The 26,208-nt window shown below is 49.0% G+C and carries 17 protein-coding genes; 7 read left to right on the forward strand and 10 right to left on the reverse strand.

The window, feature by feature from the left end:
• The first annotated feature begins 39 nt into the window (after nucleotides 1-39).
• Nucleotides 40-1,671, forward strand: coding sequence for a type 2 periplasmic-binding domain-containing protein (locus ACFVU8_RS26625; RefSeq protein WP_379467019.1), 1,632 nt, complete (start codon nucleotides 40-42; stop codon nucleotides 1,669-1,671).
• 72 nt (nucleotides 1,672-1,743) lie between these two features.
• Entirely contained in the window at nucleotides 1,744-3,093 is a 1,350-nt protein-coding gene (locus ACFVU8_RS26630; protein WP_387431341.1) for a glycoside hydrolase family 30 protein, read from the forward strand.
• Nucleotides 3,094-3,189: 96 nt separating this feature from the next.
• Here ACFVU8_RS26630 and ACFVU8_RS26635 read toward each other — a convergent pair whose 3' ends face one another.
• Nucleotides 3,190-3,573: a hypothetical protein gene (locus ACFVU8_RS26635; protein WP_175372066.1), complete on the reverse strand. Its 384-nt coding sequence runs from the start codon at nucleotides 3,571-3,573 to the stop codon at nucleotides 3,190-3,192.
• Between the two features lie 161 nt (nucleotides 3,574-3,734).
• Here ACFVU8_RS26635 and ACFVU8_RS26640 point away from each other — a divergent pair, with 161 nt between their 5' ends.
• The 3 genes from ACFVU8_RS26640 to ACFVU8_RS26650 all read left to right on the forward strand — a co-directional run bounded on the left by ACFVU8_RS26640 (nucleotide 3,735) and on the right by ACFVU8_RS26650 (nucleotide 6,897).
• On the forward strand, nucleotides 3,735-4,436 hold the full coding sequence (locus tag ACFVU8_RS26640) for a coiled-coil domain-containing protein (RefSeq protein WP_387431343.1): 702 nt from the start codon (nucleotides 3,735-3,737) through the stop codon (nucleotides 4,434-4,436).
• Nucleotides 4,437-4,626: 190 nt separating this feature from the next.
• Nucleotides 4,627-5,724 (forward strand): polysaccharide deacetylase family protein, encoded by a 1,098-nt coding sequence (locus ACFVU8_RS26645; RefSeq protein WP_387431346.1) that lies wholly within the window; start codon nucleotides 4,627-4,629, stop codon nucleotides 5,722-5,724.
• Nucleotides 5,725-5,745: 21 nt separating this feature from the next.
• The gene (locus ACFVU8_RS26650; protein WP_379467024.1) at nucleotides 5,746-6,897 is read left to right on the forward strand and encodes an MFS transporter; all 1,152 of its coding nucleotides are present in this window, start codon (nucleotides 5,746-5,748) and stop codon (nucleotides 6,895-6,897) included.
• A 240-nt stretch (nucleotides 6,898-7,137) separates the two neighbouring features.
• On the opposite strand, the gene ACFVU8_RS26655 is transcribed toward ACFVU8_RS26650, so the two are convergent.
• The 6 genes from ACFVU8_RS26655 to ACFVU8_RS26680 all read right to left on the reverse strand — a co-directional run bounded on the left by ACFVU8_RS26655 (nucleotide 7,138) and on the right by ACFVU8_RS26680 (nucleotide 13,831).
• Nucleotides 7,138-8,469 (reverse strand): 6-phospho-beta-glucosidase, encoded by a 1,332-nt coding sequence (locus ACFVU8_RS26655; RefSeq protein ID WP_379467025.1) that lies wholly within the window; start codon nucleotides 8,467-8,469, stop codon nucleotides 7,138-7,140.
• A gap of 5 nt (nucleotides 8,470-8,474) precedes the next feature.
• Nucleotides 8,475-9,470: an N-acetylglucosamine kinase gene (locus ACFVU8_RS26660; protein ID WP_379467026.1), complete on the reverse strand. Its 996-nt coding sequence runs from the start codon at nucleotides 9,468-9,470 to the stop codon at nucleotides 8,475-8,477.
• A 73-nt stretch (nucleotides 9,471-9,543) separates the two neighbouring features.
• Complete coding sequence (locus ACFVU8_RS26665; RefSeq protein ID WP_379467027.1) at nucleotides 9,544-10,533, reverse strand: LacI family DNA-binding transcriptional regulator; 990 nt, start codon at nucleotides 10,531-10,533, stop codon at nucleotides 9,544-9,546.
• A 132-nt stretch (nucleotides 10,534-10,665) separates the two neighbouring features.
• Complete coding sequence (locus ACFVU8_RS26670) at nucleotides 10,666-12,045, reverse strand: ABC transporter substrate-binding protein (RefSeq protein WP_379467028.1); 1,380 nt, start codon at nucleotides 12,043-12,045, stop codon at nucleotides 10,666-10,668.
• A gap of 53 nt (nucleotides 12,046-12,098) precedes the next feature.
• Entirely contained in the window at nucleotides 12,099-12,977 is an 879-nt protein-coding gene (locus ACFVU8_RS26675) for a carbohydrate ABC transporter permease (RefSeq protein WP_387431349.1), read from the reverse strand.
• Nucleotides 12,974-13,831 (reverse strand): carbohydrate ABC transporter permease, encoded by an 858-nt coding sequence (locus ACFVU8_RS26680; RefSeq protein ID WP_175372119.1) that lies wholly within the window; start codon nucleotides 13,829-13,831, stop codon nucleotides 12,974-12,976. Before ACFVU8_RS26680 ends, ACFVU8_RS26675 begins: the two co-directional genes overlap by 4 nt.
• Before the next feature lie 556 nt (nucleotides 13,832-14,387).
• On the opposite strand from ACFVU8_RS26680, the gene ACFVU8_RS26685 reads away from it, so the two are divergent.
• Nucleotides 14,388-15,137 carry a YdcF family protein gene (locus tag ACFVU8_RS26685; RefSeq protein WP_387431484.1) on the forward strand — a complete coding sequence of 250 codons (750 nt, stop codon included), beginning with the start codon at nucleotides 14,388-14,390 and terminating at the stop codon, nucleotides 15,135-15,137.
• A gap of 295 nt (nucleotides 15,138-15,432) precedes the next feature.
• Complete coding sequence (locus ACFVU8_RS26690) at nucleotides 15,433-16,530, forward strand: threonine aldolase family protein (protein WP_387431352.1); 1,098 nt, start codon at nucleotides 15,433-15,435, stop codon at nucleotides 16,528-16,530.
• A 124-nt stretch (nucleotides 16,531-16,654) separates the two neighbouring features.
• On the opposite strand, the gene ACFVU8_RS26695 is transcribed toward ACFVU8_RS26690, so the two are convergent.
• The 3 genes from ACFVU8_RS26695 to ACFVU8_RS26705 form a co-directional block, all read right to left on the reverse strand.
• Nucleotides 16,655-20,809, reverse strand: a complete 4,155-nt coding sequence (locus ACFVU8_RS26695; RefSeq protein ID WP_387431355.1) for a S8 family serine peptidase — start codon at nucleotides 20,807-20,809, stop codon at nucleotides 16,655-16,657.
• A 625-nt stretch (nucleotides 20,810-21,434) separates the two neighbouring features.
• Entirely contained in the window at nucleotides 21,435-25,151 is a 3,717-nt protein-coding gene (locus ACFVU8_RS26700) for an S-layer homology domain-containing protein (RefSeq protein ID WP_387431358.1), read from the reverse strand.
• A gap of 79 nt (nucleotides 25,152-25,230) precedes the next feature.
• Complete coding sequence (locus tag ACFVU8_RS26705) at nucleotides 25,231-26,043, reverse strand: hypothetical protein (RefSeq protein WP_387431360.1); 813 nt, start codon at nucleotides 26,041-26,043, stop codon at nucleotides 25,231-25,233.
• Nucleotides 26,044-26,208 lie beyond the last annotated feature (165 nt).

The raw sequence follows: 26,208 nt of genomic DNA on the forward strand, positions 1-26,208 counted from the left end.
AGCAAAACATGTGTATTTACCAAAATGGAGGTTACTAACATGAAGAGATTTGCAAAAGGAATCAAACTCAGTTCGGCTCTCCTGGCCGTTGCACTGACCGTTAGCGCGTGTGGTGGTTCAGGTGGATCAAACACGGCGAGCAGCGAATTGCCAGCACTTGGTGATCGCTATACGCCAAATGCGGATACCCCGGCATGGCAGTTGGATACAAAAAAAGAGACAACTGACCTGACCTGGTATGTGAACGCAGATTGGTGGAATACCGATTTTGGCAAAGATTTGGTGACCAAGAAGATTAAAGAAGACTTGAATATCAACATTAAATTCATTACCGGTGACGATACGAAGCTGAATACCTTCTTTGCCGGAGGAGACATGCCGGACGTAATTACAGTATTCGATTCTAACTCTGCGGTAGCACAGAAGGCGTCTACTTGGGCTTGGCCTTTGAACGATCTGGCTGAGAAATATGATCCTTACTTCAACAAAGTCGCTGCTCAAGATACGATCAATTGGTTCCAGCAAAAAGACGGCAAAACTTACGGATATCCAGACTATTCTAATACACAAGCTGACTATGACAGTGGTGATATTCCAGCTAAACAAGCCTTTATTATCCGTAAGGATGTGTATGAGGCAATCGGCAAGCCTAGCATGAAGACACCAGAAGAATTTATCGCAGCTATGAATAAAATCAAAGTTCAGTTCCCTTCCTTGACTCCATTTGGCTTCAACGCGATCGGTACTGGCTCCGGCTCCTTGGGTGACGGATTCCAGGATTACCTGGGTGTACCGCTCGAAGATAAGGATGGCAAGTTCTACAACCGTAACCTGGATGAAAGTTATTTGGCTTGGCTGAAAACGCTTAATACTATCTATCGTGATGGCGATATTAGTGACGACAGCTTCGCGGATGATGGTACTGCTTTTGATGAGAAAGTGAAGTCCGGTAAATACGCGGCTATATACTTAGATGGTACACCACAGCAAGGTGGTAACCTGCAAGTCTTCATGAGTGCGAATCCGGGTAAAGAGTACATCGCTATTGATGGCCCGGAGAGCACCGTTGGCAACCAGCCGATCCTTAATCAGACCGGTATTACCGGCTGGATGATCAGCTACATCACCAAAAAGGCTAAAGATCCAGCGAAAGTGATGCAAATCTTCACCTACCTGCTTAGTGATGAAGGCCAAATGCTGATGAACTTCGGGATCGAAGGCGAAACCTATAAGAAGAATGCTGATGGCAAAGTAGAATTCCTGCCAGCAATCAAAGATCTTCAGGAAAACAACGCAGATAAGTATAAAAAAGAGTACCGGATCGGCGAGTTCATCTTCTTCGGTCATGACCGTTACAAAGCCCTTAGTGATGATTCCTTCCCGGAATCCATCCGTCAGATGCAAGAGTGGGGTAAAGGCAAGCTGACACCACACTTCATTCTGGAAAATATCAATCCGGACCCGGGTACACCGGAAGCACGTTCTTTGACAGCGATCGACACGACTTGGTATTCCACAATGGTCAGCTTGATCCGTTCTAAGAGCGACGATGATTTCAACAAATCGTTGGATGCCTACAAGAAGGCCCTTGACGATAACAATTGGGCTAAAATCGTAGAAATCCGCAGCGAGAAAATGCAGCAGAACAAAGAAAAGCTTGGCATGAAATAATCAGGATATAACAAAAGGTGCCCCTCTAAAGGGGCCCTTTTCATAACTTGAATGGTTGGAGGGATAACGATAATGACTGAACTTATCATTTATGAGTCCAAGGGAGAAGGCGATCTGTTCGTTGAACGGACCGTGGAGGCTTTAACTCCGGTTGCAGCGGGAGCGGGTCAGACGGAGATTAACCTGGATATAAACCAAACTTATCAGGAGATGGACGGCTTTGGCGCCTCCTTCACCGATTCATCCGCCTATCTGATTCACCAAGTGCTGACTGCGGAGCAGCGGACGGAAGCGATGACCCGTTTGTTTGATGCTCAGAAAGGGATTGGCCTCTCCGTTCTGAGAAACCCGATGGGTGCTTCAGATTATGCCAGAATGATCTATAGCTATGACGACAGACCAGAAGGAGAGACCGACCCATCACTGGAGCATTTCACCATTGCTCATGATGAAGAGGATGTCATTCCACTGGTAAAAGAAGCTTTGAAGCTGAATCCGGCCATCAAGCTGTTCGCTTCACCATGGAGTGCGCCAGCATGGATGAAAACCAGTAGCTCCATGAAGACTGGTGAACTGAAGCAAGAGTTCTACTCGTCTTATGCAGATTATTTTGTGCGGTTTATTCAAGCATATAAGGATAAAGGGCTTCATATTTACGCGGTAACTCCGCAGAACGAACCCTTGTATGAGCCAGCTCACTATCCAAGCATGCTGATGCTGCCGGAGGCACAGGCTGATTTTGTTAAGAATCACCTGAAGCCTAGTTTTATCAAGGGCGACCTGGATACTAAAATTCTCTGTTACGATCACAACTGGGATCGGCCGGATTATCCATTGACCGTACTGGAGCAAGCCAAGGATAGTGTGGACGGTGTAGCCTGGCACTGGTACGGTGGTAAGCCAGCGGCTCAGAGCGACGTGTTCGAGGCTTTTGCGGGTAAAGAAGTACATTTCAGCGAAGGCTCCGGTGGAGAATGGATTCCTCCCTTCGAGCAGGCGTTCTCCAATGTGATGCGGACGGGGATTGAGATTCTCCGCAATCACAGTAAGTCCTTCATTCTGTGGAATATGGCGCTCGATGAGAAGAATGGTCCGACGGTACCGGGCTTTGGCAAAAGCACCTGCCGTGGCATTCTGCTGATTAACCAGCAGACCGGTGAACTGGAGTATACACTGGACTACTATGCGCTGGCCCATTTCAGCAAAGTCATCCGTCCAGGTGCCCTGCGAATCGGCTCAAGTGCAAGCAGTGAGCATATTCGTTCCGTGGCGTTTACCAATACAGACAACTCCGTTGCCATCGTGCTATTCAATGATAGTGATAAAGCGGAGAATGTTAGCATAAAGCTGCAGGGGCAAGAAATTCTGGCCTGCAATCTGGTGGGTAAAAGCGCGGTTTCCGTTCTTGTGCCTCATCAATAATCAGTTAAAAGGCCAGTTTGGCCGAATACAACTAAGTAGTATACGAAATGCCCTCGAGACCGCTGGTACAGCGGGAACGGGGGCATTTTTTTCTCCTTATCCCATTAATCCCTTCAGCTCACCGATGAAAGGCCGGATGGTTTTGATCATATTATAGCCCATCTTCATTAGCGGCATGGTCTTTTGGATCATTCCAAAGAAACCTAGACCGCCGAGGCCGCCACTTGCTTCCCCTGAGCCAAAGCCGCCACCAAATAATGAACCTAACAGTGGCATGAACCCGGAGACCTCCGCTTTCTTGGAACGAGAGCGGCCCTTCTTTCTAGATTTGGGGCTGCGGCTTGGTCTTGAGAGCACCAAAGCTTCTTTTTCAAGCCCAGTTATAAATCCCACATACGACCGTCCATCATGCAGTGTGATGCAGACCGGGCGGCCCTGTAGCTGTTTTGCCTGCTTGCGGATTTTGGTCGATTTTCCCATCTGTGGATCACCTCATTGTTCTTTTTACTATATATTACTCAGGTTTTGAGCCGCTGCTTGTGCGAAGTCACTATCTTTCCAGGCGGTTACATTAACTCTATCTTTGAACAGTCTCTGTAGTTTATAATAGATGGGTTAATTAACCAAAAATGGGGTGCATCATGAAAGTGAAAAAGATAAGTATGTTAATGAGTACGATTGTCCTTGCTGTGTCGCTCACCGGGTGTTCTGGCAACAATACTAGCGCTGCAGGGGAAGAGGCGGAGCAGTTGAAGACCCAGATTGCGAAGCTCCAAGAGGAGAATAAGCAATTAACAGAAGAGAACAACAAATTGAAGGAGGCCGCGACTGCAGTAACGACCGCTTCAGAAGAAGAGCCAGAGAAAGCCCAGTCGGATAACGCGAATCCTGCGGGGGAAGAAACGAAGGCCATTGTAAAGGGACAGCCGTTAGTGTTGGACGGAGTTGCCGAATACACAGTCACGAAGACTTCATTTACTAAGAAAATCGTTCCTTCCAAACCGGGTACATTCTATACATACTACGAAGCCAAGGAGCCTGATACCACTTATCTGGCTATTACGCTGAAAGTAAAGAATCTGGGTGGTTCAGGAAAAGGTGCGGATACGTTCGCCGATATCACTGTCAAATACGATAACCAGTATGAGTACAGGACCTCCTCGACGATTGAAAACAAGGGAGGAGAAGACTTTACCTACACCAACATTACGAGTGTCGAGCCATTAAAATATGGCACGCTGGTGTTCTTCGCCACGGTGCCTACGGAAGTGCAGACAAGTGATAAACCACTTTATGCCGACATTAATATTGAAGGTCAGTCTTACAGATACACGATACGCTAATTCGTTATGCAACAAATAATGGTGAGCTGATGCATGCACTCTAAAGTCCATAGAAGACAATATCAGGATGCCTGGGAAAACTTAATGTTTCCGGCATCTTTTTGTCGTGAAAAGGGTCCAGTAATACGTGGAAAAGACCCCCATCCTCCACTATAATAAATGTATATAATCATAGAAATGAGGCGGCAATATGTCAGCTAAGGCGGTTTGGAGCGGAGATGCCAATCAGGCGATTTGCGCGTTTACGTTTGACGATGGGCCTTCCCGGCTTCCACTTGAATTGTGGCTGGGTGTTCTGGAGGAAGAGGGCGCGGTAGGCACCTTTTTCTTCACAGGAGAATGGATGGATCGCCACCCGGACAAGGCGCGGGAGATTCTGTCCAGAGGACATGTGCTCGCTCCCCATACCTACCATCACCGGCGGATGGCTCAAGTTCCGAAACCAGTGTTTCTGGAGCAGTTAAAACTGACTGAGCTGGCATATCAGGATGCAACCGGTCTGGCGTGTCCCAGCTTCATGCGTTTTCCGTATTGTTCGTTCCGCGAGGAGAACCTGGATTGGCTGGCCGAATGGGGCGGTTATTTGGATATTGAAGGTGTGGATTCGGGCGATTGGGCAGGGATTTCTGCAGAGGAGATTGTTACTCGGGTAGAGCCGGAGCTGAAGAATGGCACGATTGTAGTCATGCATAGCAATGATATCGCAACAGGATCACCGGAGGGGCTGAGACAGCTTATCCGCATTGCCAAGCAAAAGGGGCTGCAGGCCGTAGGTGTTCCTGAAATCCTGGACTCCATTGGTGCTGAGACCGAGTATAGACCATGGAAAATCACCGTGCAGGTTCCGGCTGAGCTGGATCATCCGGTGGAAAAGTGGGTGTCGCTTCAGAACGATAAGCAACTCGCTGATTTGGCGACCCAGACGATTCAGTGGAGCGCTCCACAGTACACCCTTCAATTCTCCTCGGAAAGTGAGTGGCTGGAACATCTGAAGATGCCACTAGAGGAGTTTGGTGTGGTAGAGGACAGGGCAATGTTCACCCTTAGAGAGTTCGATGGCAGCTATTGGGGATACCTGCGCGCTGGAGTCCGTGGCGATACGTTGGTATTATTAGATTTTTCCGCTAAGGAGGCGCAGGCTGACACACTAGTGTATGTGCTTCGCTGGGCAGCTGAAAAAGCGATGTCCCTCGGATTAACCCATATTGAAGCCAGACAGGATCTTCGCAAGATGTACGAGATGTGCAGACAGCTCGGCTGGAGTGCAGAAATCGAAGAGGATCGTTAAGAAAGAGGAGCAGTGTCATTCGTGAGGACATTATCAAGCTATTATTTTTTATATTACCTGGCCATGTCTGTTCTGATGCCGTATACAAGTCTGTATTTCAGTGAGAGAGGCTTCAGCTTTACTGCCGTAGGCTTGATTCTGTCCTTATGGGCACTGGTCAGTGTGGTTGCTCAACCGGTCATGGGGCTCATTAACGACCGTTTGGGTAACCCCAAACAAATCATGCTACTCTCTTCGATCCTGGCTGCGGTGCTGGGCTTTGGCTTTAACCTGATGGAGGGCTTGACCGGAATCATTGTGTTGTCCTTGTTCTTTGCCTGGTTTCAATCCTCAGTTGGACCGGTGGGCGATGCGTTAGCAGTGGAAATTGCCAGCCGTGACGGTTTTTCTTTCGGAAATGTGAGGTTGTTCGGGGCTTTAAGCTATGCGATTGGTACATTCACTACAGGGATTCTGTATGAGCGATTCGGTTATAGTCATATTTTTGTCTATTATCTAGTTATCAGTATGATCGTGTGCGTGACGATTCTGTTCCTGCCCACAACGAAAGTGTCTCGCAGAAAGGTGACGCTATTCGGACAAATGGGTGAGGTTGTCCGCAATAAGCCATTTATGATATTTGTAGTCACCAGTACGTTAATGATGATGTCCGCTTCTATTAATTTGAACTTTCTACCACTGTACTTCAAGGAAATGGGCTTCAATAAAAGCTGGATCGGCAGTGCCTTCGCCATTGCCGCTATTATTGAGGTACCGATGTTCTGGGTAGCCACCCGGCTCAGCAAGGCTATCGGAAGATATCCGCTGCTGTGTCTGGCCGCTGCGATCTATGGCAGCCAGTACCTGGTCATGTTCCTGTTCTCTAATGTATCGCTTACGCTCGCGGTTCAACTGCTGAACGGTGTTGCCTTTGCTTTTGCCGCAGGAACCGCTGTGGAAGTGGTTCAGAGCTACGCTACAGAAGGGACCAAAGCGACATTGCAGACGGTTTATGCAGCGGTGACCTGGGGTCTCGGTGGCATTGTCGGAAATGCTGTCGGGGGAGTTGTCACGGATCATCTGGGCGCGAAATTTCTGTACCTGATCCTCTTCTGCCTGTGCGCCGCAGCCTCATTGTTGTTTATCGTGAACAGGCATCATCAGCCGTCGGTTAACCAAGAGCTTGCCGGGTAGGAAAGTGGCTGGGTGGTGAGGTGCGACGGATATCAGTTTGGAGACAGCGGGATTGTATCCCGGAAGACCGGCTCCCGAATAAGGGGGCGCGGTCTTTTTTAGCCCTATTTTTCGCATAAAAAAACCACTGCCCGTATCAGCAGAACATCCTGCGTACGCGACAGCGGTTTGAATAGGAGGATCTACCCTTCTCATAGTGCAGAGAAGGCCCTACCTTAAACCGTAATCATTGTTTATAAATTATTGTGCAGCAGATGTAGTCTCTTTGGTGAAAAAGTTCGGCAAATACTCTTTGTTCGCTTCCAGCATCTCATCTAGCATCTGAATCGCCACTTCCACGGATGGAACCAGTGGATGATGGGCCAGTGCCTGAATCGCCAGCTCGCGGCTGCCGGTCACAGCGGCTTCAATCGCCAGCTGTTCGTAGGTTTTGACTGCATGAATGAGTCCCTTGGCCATAGGTGGAACGGTAGTCAGCGGGAGTGGCAATGGGCCGTTCTTTGTGACGACACAGTTCACTTCAATGCTGGCATCATCAGGCAAGAAATCCAGAATACCGTTGTTGGCGACATTCAGCGTCTGGATATCATTCGCACCGTTATACAGCGAGCGCATCAGGTTGACAGCTGCCTCTGAATAAAAGGCGCCGCCGCGTTGTTCCAACTGCTTCGGTTTTTCTTTTAGCTCCACGTTGCTGTAGATTTCGAACAGCTCTTCTTCCACACGCTTAACCACCTCAGCTCGGTTACCGCCCTTCTTGAAGGACTCCAACTGTTCTTCTAACATAGCATCGGTCATGTAGAAGTACTTCAGGTAGTAGGAAGGCAAAGCGTGAAGGGAGTTCAGGAATTCCGGGTTCCATTCACGGGCAGGCACGTTCTTGGCGCCATAAGCAGTTGTATCAGCCAGCATTTCATCCAGCTTGCTCTCGCCCTCAACATCAATGCGGGTAATCCAGTGCAAGTGGTTGAGACCCACAAATTCGGCGTATACCCGATCAGGGGCTACGCTGTATTTGGAGGAGACTTGCTTGATCAAGCCGATAGGGGCGTTGCATAGGCCGATGCTTTTGACATTGGAGTATTTCAGGACAGCTTCCGTAACCATCCCTGCCGGATTGGTGAAGTTGAGCAGCCATGCGTTTGGAGCCAGTTCCTCAATATCGCGGCAGACGTCAAGAATCACAGGAATCGTGCGCAGAGCTTTCATCATGCCTCCGGGACCGGTGGTCTCCTGGCCAATAACACCATATTTGAGCGGTATGGATTCATCGCGGGCACGGGCATCCAGCATGCCGACACGCATCTGTGTGCTGACAAAGTCAGCGCCTGCGATGGCTTCGCGGCGGTCTGTCGTCAGATGGACTTCGATTGGGAGTCCGGATTCTTCAACCATCCGTTTTGCCAGGTTGCCGACAATGTTCAGCTTGCGCAGTCCGGGTTCAATGTCCACCAGCCATAGTTCACGAATAGGGAGTTCCTTATGATGAAGAATGAATCCCTCTACGAGTTCCGGTGTGTACGAAGAGCCTCCGCCGATGACGGCGATTTTCAGTCCTTTATTAGCTGTCACAATAATCACTCCTGTCTGGTAGTTTGTTTAATGGATTCGAATTCCTGAAAACCCTTCATCTTGTCATAGACTTCACTACTGATTGTCATCCCGTCGCTTTCCATGGCTGACCATACCGCACCGACCACCGGTTCGGTGGTTAGGGTGACCACGGTTGCCTGTGGGGCAGCAATGGCTACGGCTTGTTCGATGGGGCTACGAATCCAGCCCCGGTCTCCCCGGGTCAGCAGGCTTCCGGCCAGCACGACATCGAAGACGTCCTTTTCCATGCCTAGCCGGTGGATGACAGCGGCAGCAGACTTGCCCAGCTCTACACCTTGCCGGTGCAGGATCTCCAGAGCCACAGCATCGCCCTCAGCTGCAGCCGCGAACAGCAGGCGGGCAGCATCTGTAGGCACGTGCTTCCCGTGATCCAGGAAATCATTGAACATGCGCTCCACAGTCTCATATCCCAGCAATTTTAGCAGCGGGGCAGTCAGGAGGGTAGCTTGTTCCCGCCCGTCCCAAGCCCGAATGACAGAGCGGAAAACTTCAATGTTGAGCGAGCCGCCTCCGCCAAAATCACCATACATATAGTCAAAGCCACCACATTGATAATGCTGTCCCTGTACATTCTGGCCAGCTGAATTGGTACCTGTGCCGCAGATCAGGGAGACACCATATGGACGGTTAGTACCTGCCCGTAGTCCGATCATGGTGTCACAATTGATGGTGTATCTAGTAAAACCGATATCGCGGATGATCGGGTGCAAAATATCATAATCGGCCTCACGGTCGGCACCTGCCAATCCCAGATAAGTGTGCTGAATGTCGTTCAAGCTGAGCCCGGCATCCGCCAAAGCGCCGAACGTGGCTTCACGGATGCTGCTAGCTGCGCGGGCCGCATCTACTTGATGATTGCCGTTGCCGCTCTTGCCTTTCCCGAGCACATTGCCCTTTTCATCACTGAGCAGGGCGTAGGTTTTGGTTCCTCCCCCATCGAGTCCCAAGTAGTAAGTCAATGGTCTTCACTCCTAAGTGAATATATATTATAGAAAACAAAAGATTGCAGCCGGTCTGCAAATGGATGCCAGTCTAGATGGAAATTGTAGATTCACGAATGATCAGCTCCGGATCAATCCGTATGCCAGACCCGCGCTTCATCTTGCCAGAGATGCGCCGCAGCAGCATATCCGCTGCCGCCTGCGCGATTTTGTCCGCAGGTTGCCGAAGGGTCGACAGATGCGGACGAAGCTGTGAGGCGATGTAGTGGTCATCATAGCCGACAACGGCGACCTGCTCCGGTACGGATATCCCCGCCTCCATTAGAGCATTGATAACCCCAAGGGCGATATTGTCATCACCAGTGAATACGGCGGTGGGCAATGGTCCTTCGCTTAACCAGCGTTTACAGGTGTCATAACCAAATTCTATTTCGAAATCGCCCTGTACGATTTCAAAAGGAGTTATTCCTTTTTCCTGCAGTGCCAGTGCGAACCCGTTGCGCCGCTCCCTTGTACTGCGGAACATTTCATGTCCGCACAGATGCGCGATAGAGGTATGCCCGAGCTCCAACAGATGACTTGCCGCCGCGTAGCCACCTTTGAAGTTGTCGATCGTGATCGAATAGGTATCGTTTTCGGGCTCCTGATTATCAATCAGTACATAAGGTATGCCGCGCCGCTTTAGTTGCATGATATAATTCTCTTCCCCGATCGGCGAGAGCAGAATCATGCCGTCTACCCGGTCTTCCTGAATGAGATAGTGGTCCTCATCTGATTCAATGCCTCTGGAGATGGCGATGGCCAGGAAGTAACCATGCAGCGCGAGTACCTCATTCAGTTCTTTGACAACGGCGTCAAAGAACGAATCGTGCAGAGTAGTTACCACGAGTCCGATAATCCCTGTCTTTCCACTGGCGAGGCTGCGTGCAGCCGCATTGGGGCGGTAGTCCAGCTCCTTGATTGCATCTAACACTTTCTGCCGATTCTTCTCGCGTACCGATTCAGCGCCGTTCAACACCCGTGATACCGTCACGACAGACAGACCGGATTTTTTGGCTACATCAAATATGCTCACTTTCATGTCTTGTGCTCCTTGCAGCAGATTTTCCGAATGTATTATCTACCATTAGTATACAGGGTGGAGAGGCGGTCTGCTAAACAATAACATTCCAAGCAAGCATACCGTCCCGGAAGGGACGGTATGCCGTACATGCTAACGTTTGATGATCTCGGTGACCTTTTTCTGAATGGTACCCATGACCTCTTCAAGCGTCTTATGTCCGGTCTCTACCGGCTGCAGCTCGTTGATGAACATATCGTTGATTTGCGAGTAGTGTACGATCAGGTGGTTGAAGGATTCGTAGCCATATTTCACAGCCCCTTCATAAACCTTCTTCACATCTTCAGGATCAACGCCCTCAAAGTGCTTGTAGTATGTTTCAGCAGCTTTGGTGTTGACTGGCGGGTTGCCGCCGCTGAGCTCAATGGATTTCTCCTGAACTTCAGTGGTGAGCAGGAATTTGATGAACTCCATGGCTTCCTTCGGATGCTTGGAATCTTTCAGAATGAGCAGCGGGTCCACGAACAGCGGGCTGCGCACCTTGTCGTTACCGCCCCATGGCACAGCGGCTACGCCAACCTTGAACGGAAAGTCGTTGGAACCGGCCATAATCCAGGAACCACCGACAGACATTCCGATTTTACCTGCTACGAACGGATCGCCATTCTGTCCGGCTACGCTCTTGCTCCATTCAGTATTAGGCGACACTTTATCTTTGAAGATCAGGTCGAAGAACTTGTGATAAGCAGCAATAACCTCTGGTGAGTCAAAATGGGTCTCGGAAGGTACGCCGCCGTTGGTCCAGGTATCTGCAGAGTACGGATCTGCTCCGAAGTACAGCGGACGCATGTCGCGTTCTGACCAGGTGAAATCAACACCATATTGCGTTTTGGTAATATCATCGGAGTGGACCGTCATCTTCTTGGCATCCTCGACCATTTTGTCAAAGGTCCAGCTCTTGTCTTCGTAATCACTTGGCGGATAGGATAACTTTGCCGCATCGAACATATCCTTGTTGTACATCATCAGCGTAACGTACATATTCAATGGAATGCCGTAAGTGTGATCTTTAACTTTGTAGATGTCCATCAGGTGCTCAGGAATGTTGTAATCTTCGGCTTTGAAGCCTGTTTCCTGCATCAGATCGGTGAGGTCCATCAGCATGCCTTTGTTGTAGTATTCTGCGAAGCCGCCGTAGCCGTAGTGGCTCGTAATATCAGGCGATTTGCCCCCGGCAATCAGTGTCTGCAGCTTACTGTCAAACTGCTCGTAAGGCGCCTTTTCCATCTTGACCTTGATGTTAGGATGTTCTTTCTCGAAATCAGGAATCAGCTTCTCGACAAAGGTGCGGTCCTCGGAATCAATGGTGTAGTAAGTAATGGTCACTTTGTCGCCTTTACCGCCGGAGCTGTTGTTCGATCCGGATGAGGTTACATCTTCTACTGATTTGCCGCCGCTACAGCCAGCTAAGGTCGTAAGAAGTAGTGCACTTGCTGCAAAAAGAGTTCCAAGCGTTTTCCTGTTCTTCTTCATTTGCTAATCCCTCCAGGATATCAGTGTATAGTTCCGCCAGTGACGGCGGGTTATTACTTAATGCCTGTAAGTACAATGCCTTCTACAAACTGCTTCTGAGCAACTGCGAACAGGGTCACGATTGGAAGCATAGCCAGCACGGAAGCTACCATCAGAAGATGCCACGGCGGAATACGGAACCGTGAAGAGGTGAGCGAGGCCATGCCGACAGGAAGCGTAAATTTGTCTGATGAGCTTAAATAAAGCACAGGGGTGAGCAGGTCATTCCAGCTGTAGATAAAAGCAAAGATGGCAACAGTAGCTAGAGCTGGTCCTGAGAGCGGAAGCGCAATCTGGCGCCACATCCGCAGCTCGCCGCATCCGTCAATCCGTCCGGCGTCGAACATTTCCTCTGGCAAGGTGGTGAAGAACTGGCGTAGCAGGAAGATGTTATACGCTGAGCCGAAAAATGCGGGCACAATCAGCGGCAGGAAAGTGTCGATCCAGTTCATTTTGGAGAACAGGATAAACTGTGGAATCATGATCGCCGGATAAGGCAGCATCATGGTGCTAAGCAGCAGCATGAACCAGATCTTGCTGCCTTTTCCTTTATATCTGGCAAATCCGTAAGCCACCAGCGCAGAAGAAATCAGTGTGCCAATGACGGACAGGACGGCGATAATAAGGCTGTTCTTGTACAGGGTTCCGAATTGCAGGGTGTCAAAAATCTCCGTGTAATTGCTCCACTGCCAGCTTTCCGGAAGAAAGGTAGGCGGGAACTTCAGCATCTCCTTCTTGGACTTCAGGGAGGTCATAACCATGAAGAACAGCGGAAGCAGCATAAGGAATGTTGTTACAATCAAGGTCAGCAGGCTGATAATCTTGACCGGTCCGACCTTCCGGCGCGGACGTGAACTGGGCGGGCGTGTGGAGAGGCTTGGGATGGAGCTCATTTGTTAACGCCCCCTTCATAATGAACGAATCGGTTGGACAGCTTCATGATAAGAGCCGTACACAGCATAACAACGATCAGCAGTACCCAGGCCAGAGCCGAGGAATAACCGGCCCGATATTCTTTGAAGGCGCTGGTATAAAGGTTGTAGACGTAGAACCATGTAGAGTAGTTCGGTCCGCCCTGTGTCATGACGAAGGCTTGGGTGAATACCTGAAAGGAATCGATTAGTCCCATAATCAACTGGAACAGCAGCACCGGCGAGATCATCGGCAGTGTGATGTGCCAGAAAATCCGCAAGCGTCCGGCTCCATCAAGTTCAGCTGCTTCGACTAGACTGGACGGCACCCCTTGCAGTCCCGCAAGGAAAAGAATCATCCCGGCTCCCGCGCCCCAGAAGGACATAATGATCAGTGCGTAAAGGGCAGTATCCGGATTCATCAGCCAGGAGGGGCCTTGAATGCCGAACCAGGACAGGATGTAGTTGAAGAGTCCGATCTGCGGATTGAAGATCCAGTACCACAGCAGAGACATCGCTACCCCGGATACCATACTTGGGAAGTACATTGCTGTCCGGAAGAAGCCTTTGAGTGGAATCGTCTGATTCAGTAATAGTGCAAAGCCCAGGGACAACAGCATCGAGATTGGCACACCGATAAAGGTATACCTTACAGTGACAACGACCGATTTCCAGAACAGATCGTTATGGAACATCTCGGTGTAGTTGGCCAGCCCAACGAATTTTGGCGGGTGAATAATGTCATATTCGGTGAAGCTGTAGTAAAACGATGACAGAATGGGATACAAGGCGAAGATTAAGAAGCCGATTATCCAGGGTGAGATAAACAAATACATGTAAAATGTTTGCCGCCGACTCTCGCGATTGCTCACGGACACACCAACCTTTCTCTCCTAAAGTATAAGCGCTTTAACTTTTGATCATTAATTTGTTGTCGAAATCAAATTTTATGGGTCTTATTGATATAAAAGTTAAAGTGCTTTAACTTTTAATCCGTCCGATGTCATTATCATAGAGGATTGGATCGAAATAATCAATACCTATTTTTAAAAATAAAGCGCTACCAGTTATATTATATGACACATAATCTGATCTATTTTTATTATCAGCGCTATAAATGACAAGATTTTTTGTTTTGTGTGTCATATTATATTACATAATTGAGGTGGTTGTTTCTATTTAATTTACATATTCAATGTGAAAATAATGATTTACATTAAATTTATGGAAGGTTTCATGCGGTTGAAAATCTAAAAAAATGGGTAATCAGGAAAAGCTCTTTTTCCAAGTGGTGAAAAGGTGCGTAGTGAGAGGATGTCCGGTTATAATTATCGTGTGGATAAAGGGTCATAGTTCAAACCGGGTCTTCCCCGGTTAGGAGGTGCAAACGGTCTGATTTATGTAATCAAATTTATCTATAGCTTCGTACTCCCGCCGGGGCTATTCGTGCTGCTGCTTCTGGTACCGATTATTTGGCTGTGGAAGCGTGAGCGAAGGGCGTCGGTATTTTTGCTCATCGTTACTCTGCTATTCTATTTATCCTCTACGTCACTTGTCAGCGATCTATTCATACGCGGACTGGAGCGGCAATATGCGCAGCCGCAGACCGCACAGGGAGATGTTATCGTTGTGCTCGGCGGTGGAGCCACGCTTACGACGCCTGACTTGAATGGCAAGGGCAATATGCTGGGTTCAGCGGCGAACCGACTGCTGACTGCCGTACGGCTGCATAAGGCCACTGGCTTGCCGATTCTGTTCTCCGGTGGTCAGGTCTTCGCTGATAGCGGTAATGAAGCGAATATTGCAAAACGGCAGTTGCTTGGCCTTGGGGTGGCAGAGAGTGACATTCTTGTCGAGAACCGCTCACTGAATACTAAGCAGAATGCCATTAATACTGCGCTCATTCTAAAGGAACGCGGGTTTGAGCACCCAGTGCTTGTGACCTCTGCTTTCCACATGCCACGGGCGGTGGTGGAGTTTGGTCAAGCTGGTCTGTCGGTGCAGCCTTTTCCGACCGATTATGTATCGGATAGCAAGTTCGCTTTTTATCCAGCTAAACTGTCTCCGAATGCCGGTGCGGTTAGCATTACGGGGCTGGCTTTAAAAGAGTACCTGGGTCTTTTCGTAGCCAAGATTCGTTGAGTTATATAAGACGAACGTGAGATGATAACGTAAAGGCTCGATCGTCACTACGGTGAATATTTGGATTTCTGGTCGCTGTTGCCCCCAGATTTCTTCTTTATAAACCGCTTTTAGCGGTTGAAATCCGGCGAGCGTATGCTTCCGATGCGAGCTTTCCTGCAGAAAGCTTTTTAGGCGAACGCTTTCGCTCCTACAGCTCCAAATTTTCCTCTTCGTTCCTTCTATCTTTTGTTGTTTCTTTTCTTCGTCTTATATATGTGTTATTAAGATATATCTGAGAGGAGCAATTTAGTTTATGCAAGAGAAGCTGTCATTAGCAGAAGCCTTTAAAGAAGCTGTCTTTCAATTGCCGGCTCACGGTAAACGGAATGTGCAAGTGCTGAAAGAGGTTTTCGAGCAGATAGAGGGTCACCTGGATTCCGATATATATGGAACAGGAAAGGTTATTGAAGATTTCCAAGCGAATATGGCCGAAGTGCTGGGGAAGGAAGCGGCGGTGTTCTTTCCGAGCGGGACCATGGCGCAGCAGATTGCCTTAAGAATATGGTGTGACCGCAAGGGCTTAAGCCAAGTGGCGTATCATCCGCTCTGTCATCTGGAAATTCATGAAGAGGATGGATTGAAGCAGTTGCATCATATTGAGTCTGTGCTGCTCGCTGACAAGCATCGTTTGATTACACTTGAGGATGTCCAAGGAATGCCGGAGGAGGTTGCTTGTCTGCTGCTGGAATTGCCACAACGTGAGATCGGCGGGCAGTTGCCGGAGTATAGCGAGCTTGAAGCTATTTCCGCCTATTGCCGGGAGAAGGGGATTTATCTTCATCTGGATGGCGCAAGATTGTTTGAGGTTCTGCCTTATTATCAGAAGAGTGCTGCAGAGGTTTGTGCGCTGTTCGATAGTGTGTATATCTCTGTCTATAAAGGGATCGGTGGGATTGCTGGAGCGGTTCTGGCTGGCGCGGCGGATTTCACAGCAGAATCGAAGGTTTGGAAGCGGCGGCATGGTGGAGACTTGATCAGCTTATACCCATATATCATCCCTGCTGACTTTTATTTTAAACAACGGGTTCATAAGATGGAGAAGTATTATGAAGAGGCCAAAACGCTGGCTGCTTTATATAATCAATGCCATGCAGTCACTACGCTTCCGTTAGAGCCGGTGTCGAATATGTTTCATGTGCATGTATCCTTGCCCAAAACAGTAGTAGAGGATGTTCTAATCGATCTTTATCAAGCCACGGGGATCGGACTCACCTCTTATGTGAGGGAAGTCGACGAATTCTCTTCCTACTATGAAGTGAGCATCGGTGACAATTATAGCGAGGTTCCCCAAGACAAGCTGCAATCATTATTCGTGAGGCTGAACGAGAGGCTGCAACAAGCATCATCTTAGGGGACAGCGCGAAATAAAGCTGTTTGTTCAAATGAGTTGCCCAGTATCTATCGTTGTAAAAAAACGCCCGTCCATTTCCCTGTGGGAAACGGACGGGCGTTTGATGTTTCTGGCTTGGTCCGAATTAGTCGATCAGGCCAGTTTTGCTCAGCAATTGATGCAGGGTAGCTGCAACTGTCTCACGGGTAGCTGCTGTTGTCGGATTGAAGTTCGATCCGACTTCACTGCTAATGATACCCGCAGCAGACAAGGATTGTACGCTATCTTTAGCGTATGGAGCGATCTTGGTGCTATCGGCATAAGTAGTGAACGACGGATTGGAAGCTTTCAGTTCCACGCCAGTCAGTTTCACGGCTCTTCCCAGGATAACAGCAAGCTCTTGACGCGTAACTTGGGCGTTCGGGGCAAATTTGCCATTACCGATTCCCAGAATCAGTCCTGCCTCGGAAGCAGCAGCAACATCATTGGCATACCAGTCAGAGGACTTCACATCTGTAAAGGTAGAAGCCGAGCTAGAACGTAGTCCGAGCGAGCGGGACAGCAGTGCTGTGAACTCGGCACGGGTCAGGTTGCTCTTCGGCGAGAATGTCGTTGCCGAAGTGCCTTCAATAATCAGCTTGTTAGCCAGTGCTGTGATATCGGCAGCAGCCGAGGAGTTGGCGATGTCACTGAAAGTAACAGGGCGGCTCACTGCAGCATAGACCGAGAATCCAGGGCGGCTGACCGTAACAAGAGTCGTACCGTCTGCTTGTACTTTGAACACAGAAGATACCGGAGTAATCTTGCCGTTCGATTCAAACAGAACACCTGCAGTGTTAGGCTCAACTTTGCCTGGAATTGTGAAGGATCTCTTAATGAAGGCGTCATTCGGTACCTTCAGAGGTGTACTTCCGGAAGCTGTAGTCCAGTTGGCTTCAAAGGCAACCGGTGACCCAACAACTGTTGATCCAGCAGATGTCGAGAACTTGGAGGCTTGGTCATCCGCTTTCTTGATGATCAGATCCAGGCTGGCATCGGTAGCGCCGCCAGTCAGCAGGCTTACTGGCAAGGCGAATGCGGAACCTGCAGCATTTACAATAATTGTACTCTTCGCTGGTGCACCAGCGAGCAGCTTCACTTGCTCAGCTGTCAGAGCCACTTTGGCAGCAGCGTCAGTCGTAGCCGGAGCATTGATTACAATAGCTGCCGGAGAAGCGGAAGCAGAGGCGATGGCTGCTTTCAGATCATCGTTAGTTACCGTAACAGTTGCTACGCCATTGCTGGAAGCTACAGCAGCCTTCACAGGCGCTTGCTTCAAGCCTTGGTCAATGACTGCATTGGCAGCGCCGCTAGCCGGAGCAGGAGTTGCGGATGGTGCTGGTGTCGCAACTGGGCCGCCTCCACCGCCTCCACCACTACCGCCGCCACCATTGGTTTCGGAAGAGTTATCTACACGGAAGGAAGAAAAGCCTTTATAAACAATATCGCTGCCATATTGATCTTGTACTACATTGCCCTGGGCGTCTAATTGGGCGGCGATAATTTGGAGCTTATAGACACCATCTTTCAAATGTTCGGTAACCGGCTTGCCTTTAGTATCTACAATTACATTACCATCGGTATCGGTGGGGTGATAGGAACCGTTGATACCCTTTAAGGAATATTGACCAGGTTTGAAGAACTGCTTGACGCTATCTGTTGACAGAGAGTCGATTAGCCCAACAGGTTGGTCATCGAGATTGACAATACCTACTTCATAGTAGTTGGTATCATCTGCGGACAGTCTGAAAGTAAGATCTGTTGCACTTTGGTAAGTTCTATTTGGATAAATAAGCGCATTAGTCAATTTGATTTCCTGAATGCCAAACGGATTTTCAGGCAGTTCTTTACCTACGAAAACAGTGAATGGCAAGTGCAGAACAGGTACGCCAGGAGCAGTCAGGTTCAGTTGTCCTTCATACCAGCCTTCCTCGGCGTTGCTAGCAACATTAAGATTCAGGTTGAAAGTCGTCGTTTTCCCTCCGTCAGCAGTCACAGTAGTAACGCTAGGGGTAACCGTAACGCCTTGGGCATCTTCGAAGTGCCATTCAACTGAAGCTGTGTAGCTCAAAGGTTGGTTACTTGTGTTTTTGAGCTGCAAGTTTTTGATAGCAGATGTTCCTGGCTGAATTACGCCAAAGGCTGCCGAGGAATTATAATTAATTACATTTTGTGGTTTGTAGTTCTTATCAAGAATAGTGATTGGCTCAAGAGCTTGTACCAGGGCTGGTGTGGAAATGGCATTCTCAACATTTACACGTCCTGCACCTTGTTCATAAACGCTGTAATCCTCATTTGGTTCAGCTGTATTTGCCAAAGCTGCTCGAATATCGAATGGTGACCATGTAGGATGAGCTTCCTTGATCAGTAGTGCTAGACCGGCAACGTGTGGAGTTGCCATACTTGTACCACTGATACGATTGTATGCTCTATCATAGGAGACATTGTCTTTGCCTTTGCCATAAGCTGGCCAAGTAGACAGAATGCCTACGCCCGGTGCTGTGAAGTCTGGTTTGATGCTCAGATTATCATCAACATTCGGGCCAAAGGAAGTGAAGCTGGCCAATGTATCGCCTTTGCTGATTGAAGGATGATAATCACTTTCAAAAGTGAATTGGAAGTGGCTTCCTGGGTTGTCTTTGAGGACTCTAGCCAAGGCTCTTCCTTCGGAACCTCTGATGTCAAACGTGGGGATATTTGCAAAGGTATCCCCTAGATACGAGTTAATAAAATTATCCCGATTATTAATGTGCTCGCTTAGATCTACTTCGCCGGCTTTATTAGCGTTGCCGTTAAAGATCACAATAGCTTTCGCCCCGTGCTCTTTAGCTATTGCTATTTTATCGGTAAAGCCCAGTACCCCTCTGGATAACAGCACGATGCTGTCTTTAACATTATTGAGACCTTTGTAGTCTTTTTCTGCGCCTAGCCCGGCGTATACTACATTTACTGGCTCTGAGCCTATAATATGAGCGAAATCCTCACTGGCCAGTTCCCACGCCATAACATTGAATTCCAAATCTCCATATGTGTCGTAGGTTGCGGTAGTTACGGTTTCAGGAACCAATTCAGTTTTGAATTTGCCGGAGAATTGTTTGCCTGGGCTTGTCACCGCCCCAACCGAGATTCCCAGTTGAGAAGTAGCGGGAGAACCAAGTGTGTACTCTCCTGGTCCGGCATTGCCGTTGGCAATTACCGCTGTAACGCCCGAAAGCACAGCGTTATTAATCGCGATGGCATCCGGGGAATTTACGTCTTTTTCCTCATCGGAACCGAGCGAAAGGTTGATGACATCCATGTGGTCTTTTACCGCACGTTCGATGCCGTCAATGACCTGTGCAGATGAACCGGAAGATGTACTTGGTTTTTCCAGATTCCGTCCGAGCACCTTGTAGGCGTACAAATCAGCGCCGTAAGCGACACCTTTTTGCGAAATTTCACCGCTCTTGTTGGCAAATTGCCCAATGATGGTTCCGGCAACGTGTGTACCATGATAAGTACCTTCATAGCCTACACCGTAGGGGTCTTTATCTGGTGTGAGTGCAACCTCTTCATAAGGATCATTATCATTGTAGAATGAGTCATACCCGCCTTTGTAAGCATCTTTGATGTCAGGGTGAGTATAATCAACCCCGGTGTCAATAACGCCCACCTTGAGGCCTTTACCTGTATATCCGTTAGCCCAGGCCCAATCGGCGTGGATCTGCTTTAACGGCTCGTTGTCATTTTGTGGTGTTGTTGCTTCTGCAGCGGCTGCCGAAGTGTCTCCTTCCACTGGAACGGCATACCAAGTGCTGTTCTTATGGATAGAAATGACACCCGGGATTTTAGCCAGATCAGGGATTTCATTCGCAGGAATTGTGACTTCAAAACCGTTCAGTACCGTGTTGTACTTGTAATTGACTTCAAGGTCTAGTCCAGCATTAGCAGCTTTCTTCAAAACGTCGGTTTGCTGGCTGTTTACAGCAGCTTCGGTGGCTGTGGAGGCTAGTGAGGAGATGCCTTGCTTCGCTGCGTATTTGCCGACGGCTGCCGGCTGTCCGCTTAGTTGGACGATAACGCGAATGTCATCTGTGGATTTTGTATTGATCTGAGGCGAGATAAATGTTTTCTGAGAACTCTGAACCAATGTCAGTGCGCTTTGGCCAATTTTAGGCTGCACTGCTCCTGCTGCGGAAACCCCTCCGGGAACCGTGCTGATCGTTACTCCCGCGGCAAGTGCCAGCAGTGATAGTTTACGAGATAATTTGCCCCAATCCAAAAAAAATCCCCTCCGTCATATAATCTTTTCGAAATCAAACTTTTTCCGTCTTCTCGGCGAAATCGCGGCAGAACTCTCCTTTCCTATGAATTCAAAAATTAATTCCACCCAAGCTAGTAGGAAAAATGTTAAGAAGATTTTACCACTGGTAAAATGTAAAATCTATATGAAAATAAAAAATATTTTAGTAGATTTTCAACCCTTATATTGGAATATTAAGATTATGATGGGCAAAAATCGTTCGAAAAGGCTCTGTAAAAGGGATTTTTGTTAACAAATGGTGTTATGTTAATACATACTCTTCTAATAGGGAATAAGGTTCACATCTCCGACAAATGACCTAATTTTTAGTAAAAAATAAGCTTTTAAAACACGTCATTAGACATAAAGTCAGTCGTCAAGCAACACGATTGTTACTAACTGTAAATCGGAAATAGGGATAATTTCGTAGATATAAAGAAACGGTAATATGGATGATGTTAAGAACGATGGAGGACGTTAATAACGGAGGAATGGACGGCCATCACGGTTCGCTAACCTGTTAGGATAAGAAATGGAAGAGCCTCCGAATCCCTATGAAAAGGGGTTCGGAGGCTTTTTTAGAAGATGTAATGCGGGGTGGGCATTACTTGGAAAGAAGATTAAACAGTACCTGTGCTACTTCTGCTCTAGTAGATACGCTGGCAGGGTTGAGCTTGCCATTGTTTCCTGCAATAACTCCAGAGGCAGTAAGAGCCTGCAGGGCTTCTTTAGCGTAGTCTGCGATTTGGCCAGCGTCGCTGTAGCTGGACAGAGCAGGGCCATTCTTAGAAGCTGGAAGCTCTCCCAAGACGTCCAGAGAACGGTACAGTAGCGTGAATAACTCCTGACGTGTGATTTTGCTGTCAGGCTTGAATTGATTCTCGCCAACACCGGTGGTAATCCCCAGGCGTTTAGCAGCAGCCAGATAGCCGGTGTAATACGTGTTCCCGGCGTCAGCAAAATTATCGGTAGCATTCTCGTCGGCATCAATGCCATAGGCCTTCAGCAGCAGAACAGTGAACTGTCCGCGGGTAACCGAGGCGTTAGGGCTGTAGTGGCTGTCGTCTGTTCCGGACGTGATGCTCCGGGCAGCCAGGAAGCTAACGGCATCGTTGTACCATGCATTTGCTGCAACATCGGCAAATTCGACTTTGTTATAAGCAACGATGTATTGGGAGAAGTGGGTAGTGACAAAATCCACTGTTCCCGCAGCGTATTTGCCGCGTACATTGTCGAGACTTCCCGATTCATTAATATGGTAGATGATGATAGAATTCGGCTCTTCGCCAGCTTGTAGCTTGTAAGGAACGCTGATCTGCGCTTTGCCTCCGCCGAAGCTAGAAACAGTAAGGTCTCCTGCTTTGACAGTCAGATCGTAGACAGGTCTATCACCAAGGACCTCTTTACCTTCGTCGGTGAGTGAAACCTTGGCGATCCGAATATGGATATCACCCTCATCTTTAGCTCCGCTAATATTAGCGATTGCTTTGGCATCCAAGGTGATCGTTCCTACGTTGGCATAGTTGATTTTAACCTGAGCTTTTGTGCCAGAAGCAACTGCATTGAATGCGCTTCTTGGAATGGTTAGCTCAGCGGTTTGAGTTTTGGCAGTAGTCTCAACCTTGATTTCCAGCAGTGCTGATTTTCCGTCGGCTTCTGCTTTTTTAGCACTCTCTACAAGCTCCGTTACATCAGCTGCTGTGATGGAAGCTGTGGTAACACCTGTAGATTCATCGGTAGTAGCAACCGCTGTTTTAGAAGCGATGATTGTATTTCCTTGCGCACTAGTAACTGGTGCCGCGCTGGCAGTCGGTGCAGGGCTGCTAACCGGAGTCGGTGCAGGTGAGTTGCCGCCAGTTGATGGACCGGGATCTCCGCCGCCAGTAGGTGCTTTGTACTCAGGTACGACTACATCAGTTACAGGGCTTTCTTTGTAGCCTTCTTTGGCAGCATATCGCACGTTATAAGTACCAGGCACAAGTCCTGTAATTTCGACATCTGTGGCGTATACATAATTGGTAACAGTGGACAGTTTATATTCCAGTGCTGGCGTTGTGCCGGTGATACGTCCGTCATTATTGGCAGATGAAGTAGGGGCGATACCGGTGAGACCGGTTGGCGCTGCTTGCTCTGCGGTATAGGCTGGCACGATTACATCGGCTGCTCTGCCCGCTTTGAAGCCTTCCTTGGCTGCGAATCTGACGTTATAAGTACCCGGTACAAGCCCTGTAATTTCAATATCTGTAGCATAGACATAATCGGTAACCCCCGCCAGTTTGTATTCCAGTGCAGGTGTAGTGCCGGTGATACGCCCGTCATTATTGGCAGGTGTAGTAGGAGCAATACCTACCAGTCCGGTTGGTGCGGCCTGTTCGCCGTACGCAGGGACCTCAACGCGGGTTACAGGGCTGGCGCTGTAGCCTTCCTTGGCGGCATAGCGAACATCGTAGAAGCCAGGCACAAGTCCTGTGATGGCTTCGCCGGTCACTGGAATGTAATCAGCGGCAGCGGCTGGTTTGTATTCCAGGGCTGCATTGGTTCCTGTAATCTGCCCATCATCGTTGGCAGCCGTTGTAGGAGCTACGCCGGTCAGTCCAGTCGGTGCTGCTTGCTGGTGTGTAAAGACCGGAACCACAATTTCGATGGCTTGACCCGGTTTATACGGGATTGCAGGTGCTCCTGCCGGAACGGTAGGGCCTTGATAACCCGGTTTTGCGGCATATCTTACCTGATAGGTGCCAGGTGCCAGTCCGGTAATGGCTTCACCGGATACCGGTTTGTATTCAGCCTCATCGGCACGTTTGTACTCCAGCGATTTGTTCAGAACGCCAGTAATCTGTCCGTCGTTCGCGGTAGCCGAAGTTGGCGCTACGGCTGTCAGTTCAGTCGGGATAGCTTCCAGTCTGGAGAAAAGCTTATCGAGCGCGTTCAGGTAGAAATTGTATCTTGCACCGTTAGCATAACCATTGCTGACATAGTCGGGCTGGATATTTGTCCAGGAGTACATCAATTCGATGTGTCCCAGAATAGGTGCTGTTTGCCCACTGTCATCCTTATTGGTTTTGTTATAGGTGAAGAGATATGGAACTTGCAGACGATCTGCGGAAATTGTCGTATTGTTTTGATCCACATAACTGATTGTTTTAGGTGAGGCTGCTGTGTTGTCTTGTGACTTGATATTTGTCAAATAGTTATTTACGAGGTCCACATATAGCTTAGCATATGCATGGTCGGTGGTCCGGACCTGAAGCTCATCGTTGGTGTGCGGATTTCCATCCTTGACGGAATTGCCGCTATTGTTGTTCGGCAGACCTACCGTCACGCCGGAATCGAGCTTCGTATCCCACAGATATATTTTATTGATGTTGTTCTTCTTGGCCTGTTCGTTAATGTATTTGATGACCGCCTGGGTGTTAGGGCACCAGGAACCCCCGAACAGGATGGCATAGTTGCCGTCGCTGGACAAGATTTCTTTTAACTGATGATAGGTAACATGTTCATAAACGAGATCGCCGTCAGCCGAGGTGAAGATCGTGGGCTTGCCCGGGTTCTCTCCTTCATAGTTCTTGTTAAATGCAGCTTTGATATACTCCGATTCATTGATCGTGTCGTATTTCACGGCTTTGGAGAATACGGATCGAACCTGATCCTTATAGGCATCGACCTTGGTTTGATCAATTATTCCGTTTGTCTGAAACTCTGACCAGGATTTGCTGTCTTTAAGGTAAGAGACAATGGGAGCACTGTTGCCTTGGGCATCCTTGTTGTCCTTGTTGTAGACCAACAGGAACGGAGCTTCAATTTTGTTAGCTGAGACCGTGCTGCCGTCTTTGGCTGTGTAGCTCACGTTGTGCGCTGGATCGTTCTTATCGTAAATATCCAGGTTCGTCAGGTACTTGTTAACCAGGTCTACGTATTTATACGCGAACTTGTTATTGGTATCTGCAATTTGCAGCGTATCGCCATCCAGCTTGGTATCAAAATTATAAATGGTAGAAATGCCGTAATCCTTGGCAACTTCATTGATAAAGCCGATATCCGCTTGTGTGTTCTCATCCCATGCACCGCCTACCAGAACGGCATAAGTGCCTTGGCTTTCAAACAGATGAACGATGTCCTCGTAAGTTGCTGTTTTATAGACATGGTTCGGGTCATTTAATTTCGGATACACCTTGCTGAAATAATCAAAATTAGATAGAGGAGTGGCTGCAGAAACGGCTGTTTCAGCAGCCGCTGCCCGGCCTGCCTGAAGAGGCAGGACAAGCAGGGAGGCTGCCAGCAGCAGACTCACGATTTTTTTTGGCTTGAACTTGATACTCATTGATTTTGCACCTCGATTTCTGTTGTTTTCTGAAAATATAGTTGGCTGGGTCTTAGCTCAGCGGCAATGATGCACGAAATCAAGGGCATACTTCTTCGTCAGATGACGAAGCAGGTGCTGGTGCTGGATCAGAGGCAGGTGCCGGAGCCGGAGCTTGCACACTCTCTGTTGGGGCAGATGGGCTTGATTTGGAGTGAACGGGTTCCGCAGCAGGTGCAGCGGTAGCCTTGGCTTTCACCACTTCGGTCGTTGAGAAGGTGATTTTCTTGGCTGGAGCAGTTGTAGGCTCCGGTGCAGCAGTGGCTTTAGTTTCGGCAGCTGGAGCTTGTGCCGGTGCTGCCGTCGGGTGGGCGGCTTTCACTGCTGGAGCAGGGGTAGCTGCCGGTGTAGTCTTGGAAACCACAGGCGCTGCTGCGACTGCAGGTGCAGTGGTTGCTTGCGGCTGTGCCGGTGTCGTTTGTGCGGCCGGTGCAGCAGTGGCTTGTGCCGGCGCAGCTACTTTGGCAACGGCGGTGTTCACGGTTGTAGCTTCTGCAGCTGGTGCAGAAGCAGTTTTCACCTGTGCAGCTTCGGCTTGCGCAGGAGCTTCTGTTGCTTGCGGCTGCTGAGCAGTAGTCACAGCGGCAGCTTGATCGGCAGGCGCTGCAGTGGCCTCAGCCTGCACGGTTTCTGCAGCTGGCGCAGGAGTCGCTTCCGGCTGAACGGTCTCGGCTACAGTTTGCACAGCTGTCTGTGTGCCTGCCGCGGAGGCGGTGTCAGTAGTACTAGCGGCAGCGGTATTGTTCTGTGCCGGCGCAGCCTCCGGTGTTTTCTGATTGGCCGATACGGCGGCATAAGTCAAAGCGGAGAAGACTACAGCAGCAGTAACGATCGAAATAGTGAGCTTTTTCATAAGAGTAATCATCCTTTTCTTTGCGCCCTGGACCAGGCAGACAAGGCGGCTAAGCCTGTCGCCTTCGGGCTTATTTGTAGTGCGTTTTGCGTATACAGTCTGGGCTTTACAACATGTCCTGCGTGTTACGTGAATATTCATTTCTGCAAGCTTGGTTCCAGCGGA

The sequence above is a fragment of the Paenibacillus sp. NPDC058177 genome, from assembly GCF_042883835.1.
Classification (GTDB): Bacteria; Bacillota; Bacilli; order Paenibacillales; family Paenibacillaceae; genus Paenibacillus_AQ; species Paenibacillus_AQ agri.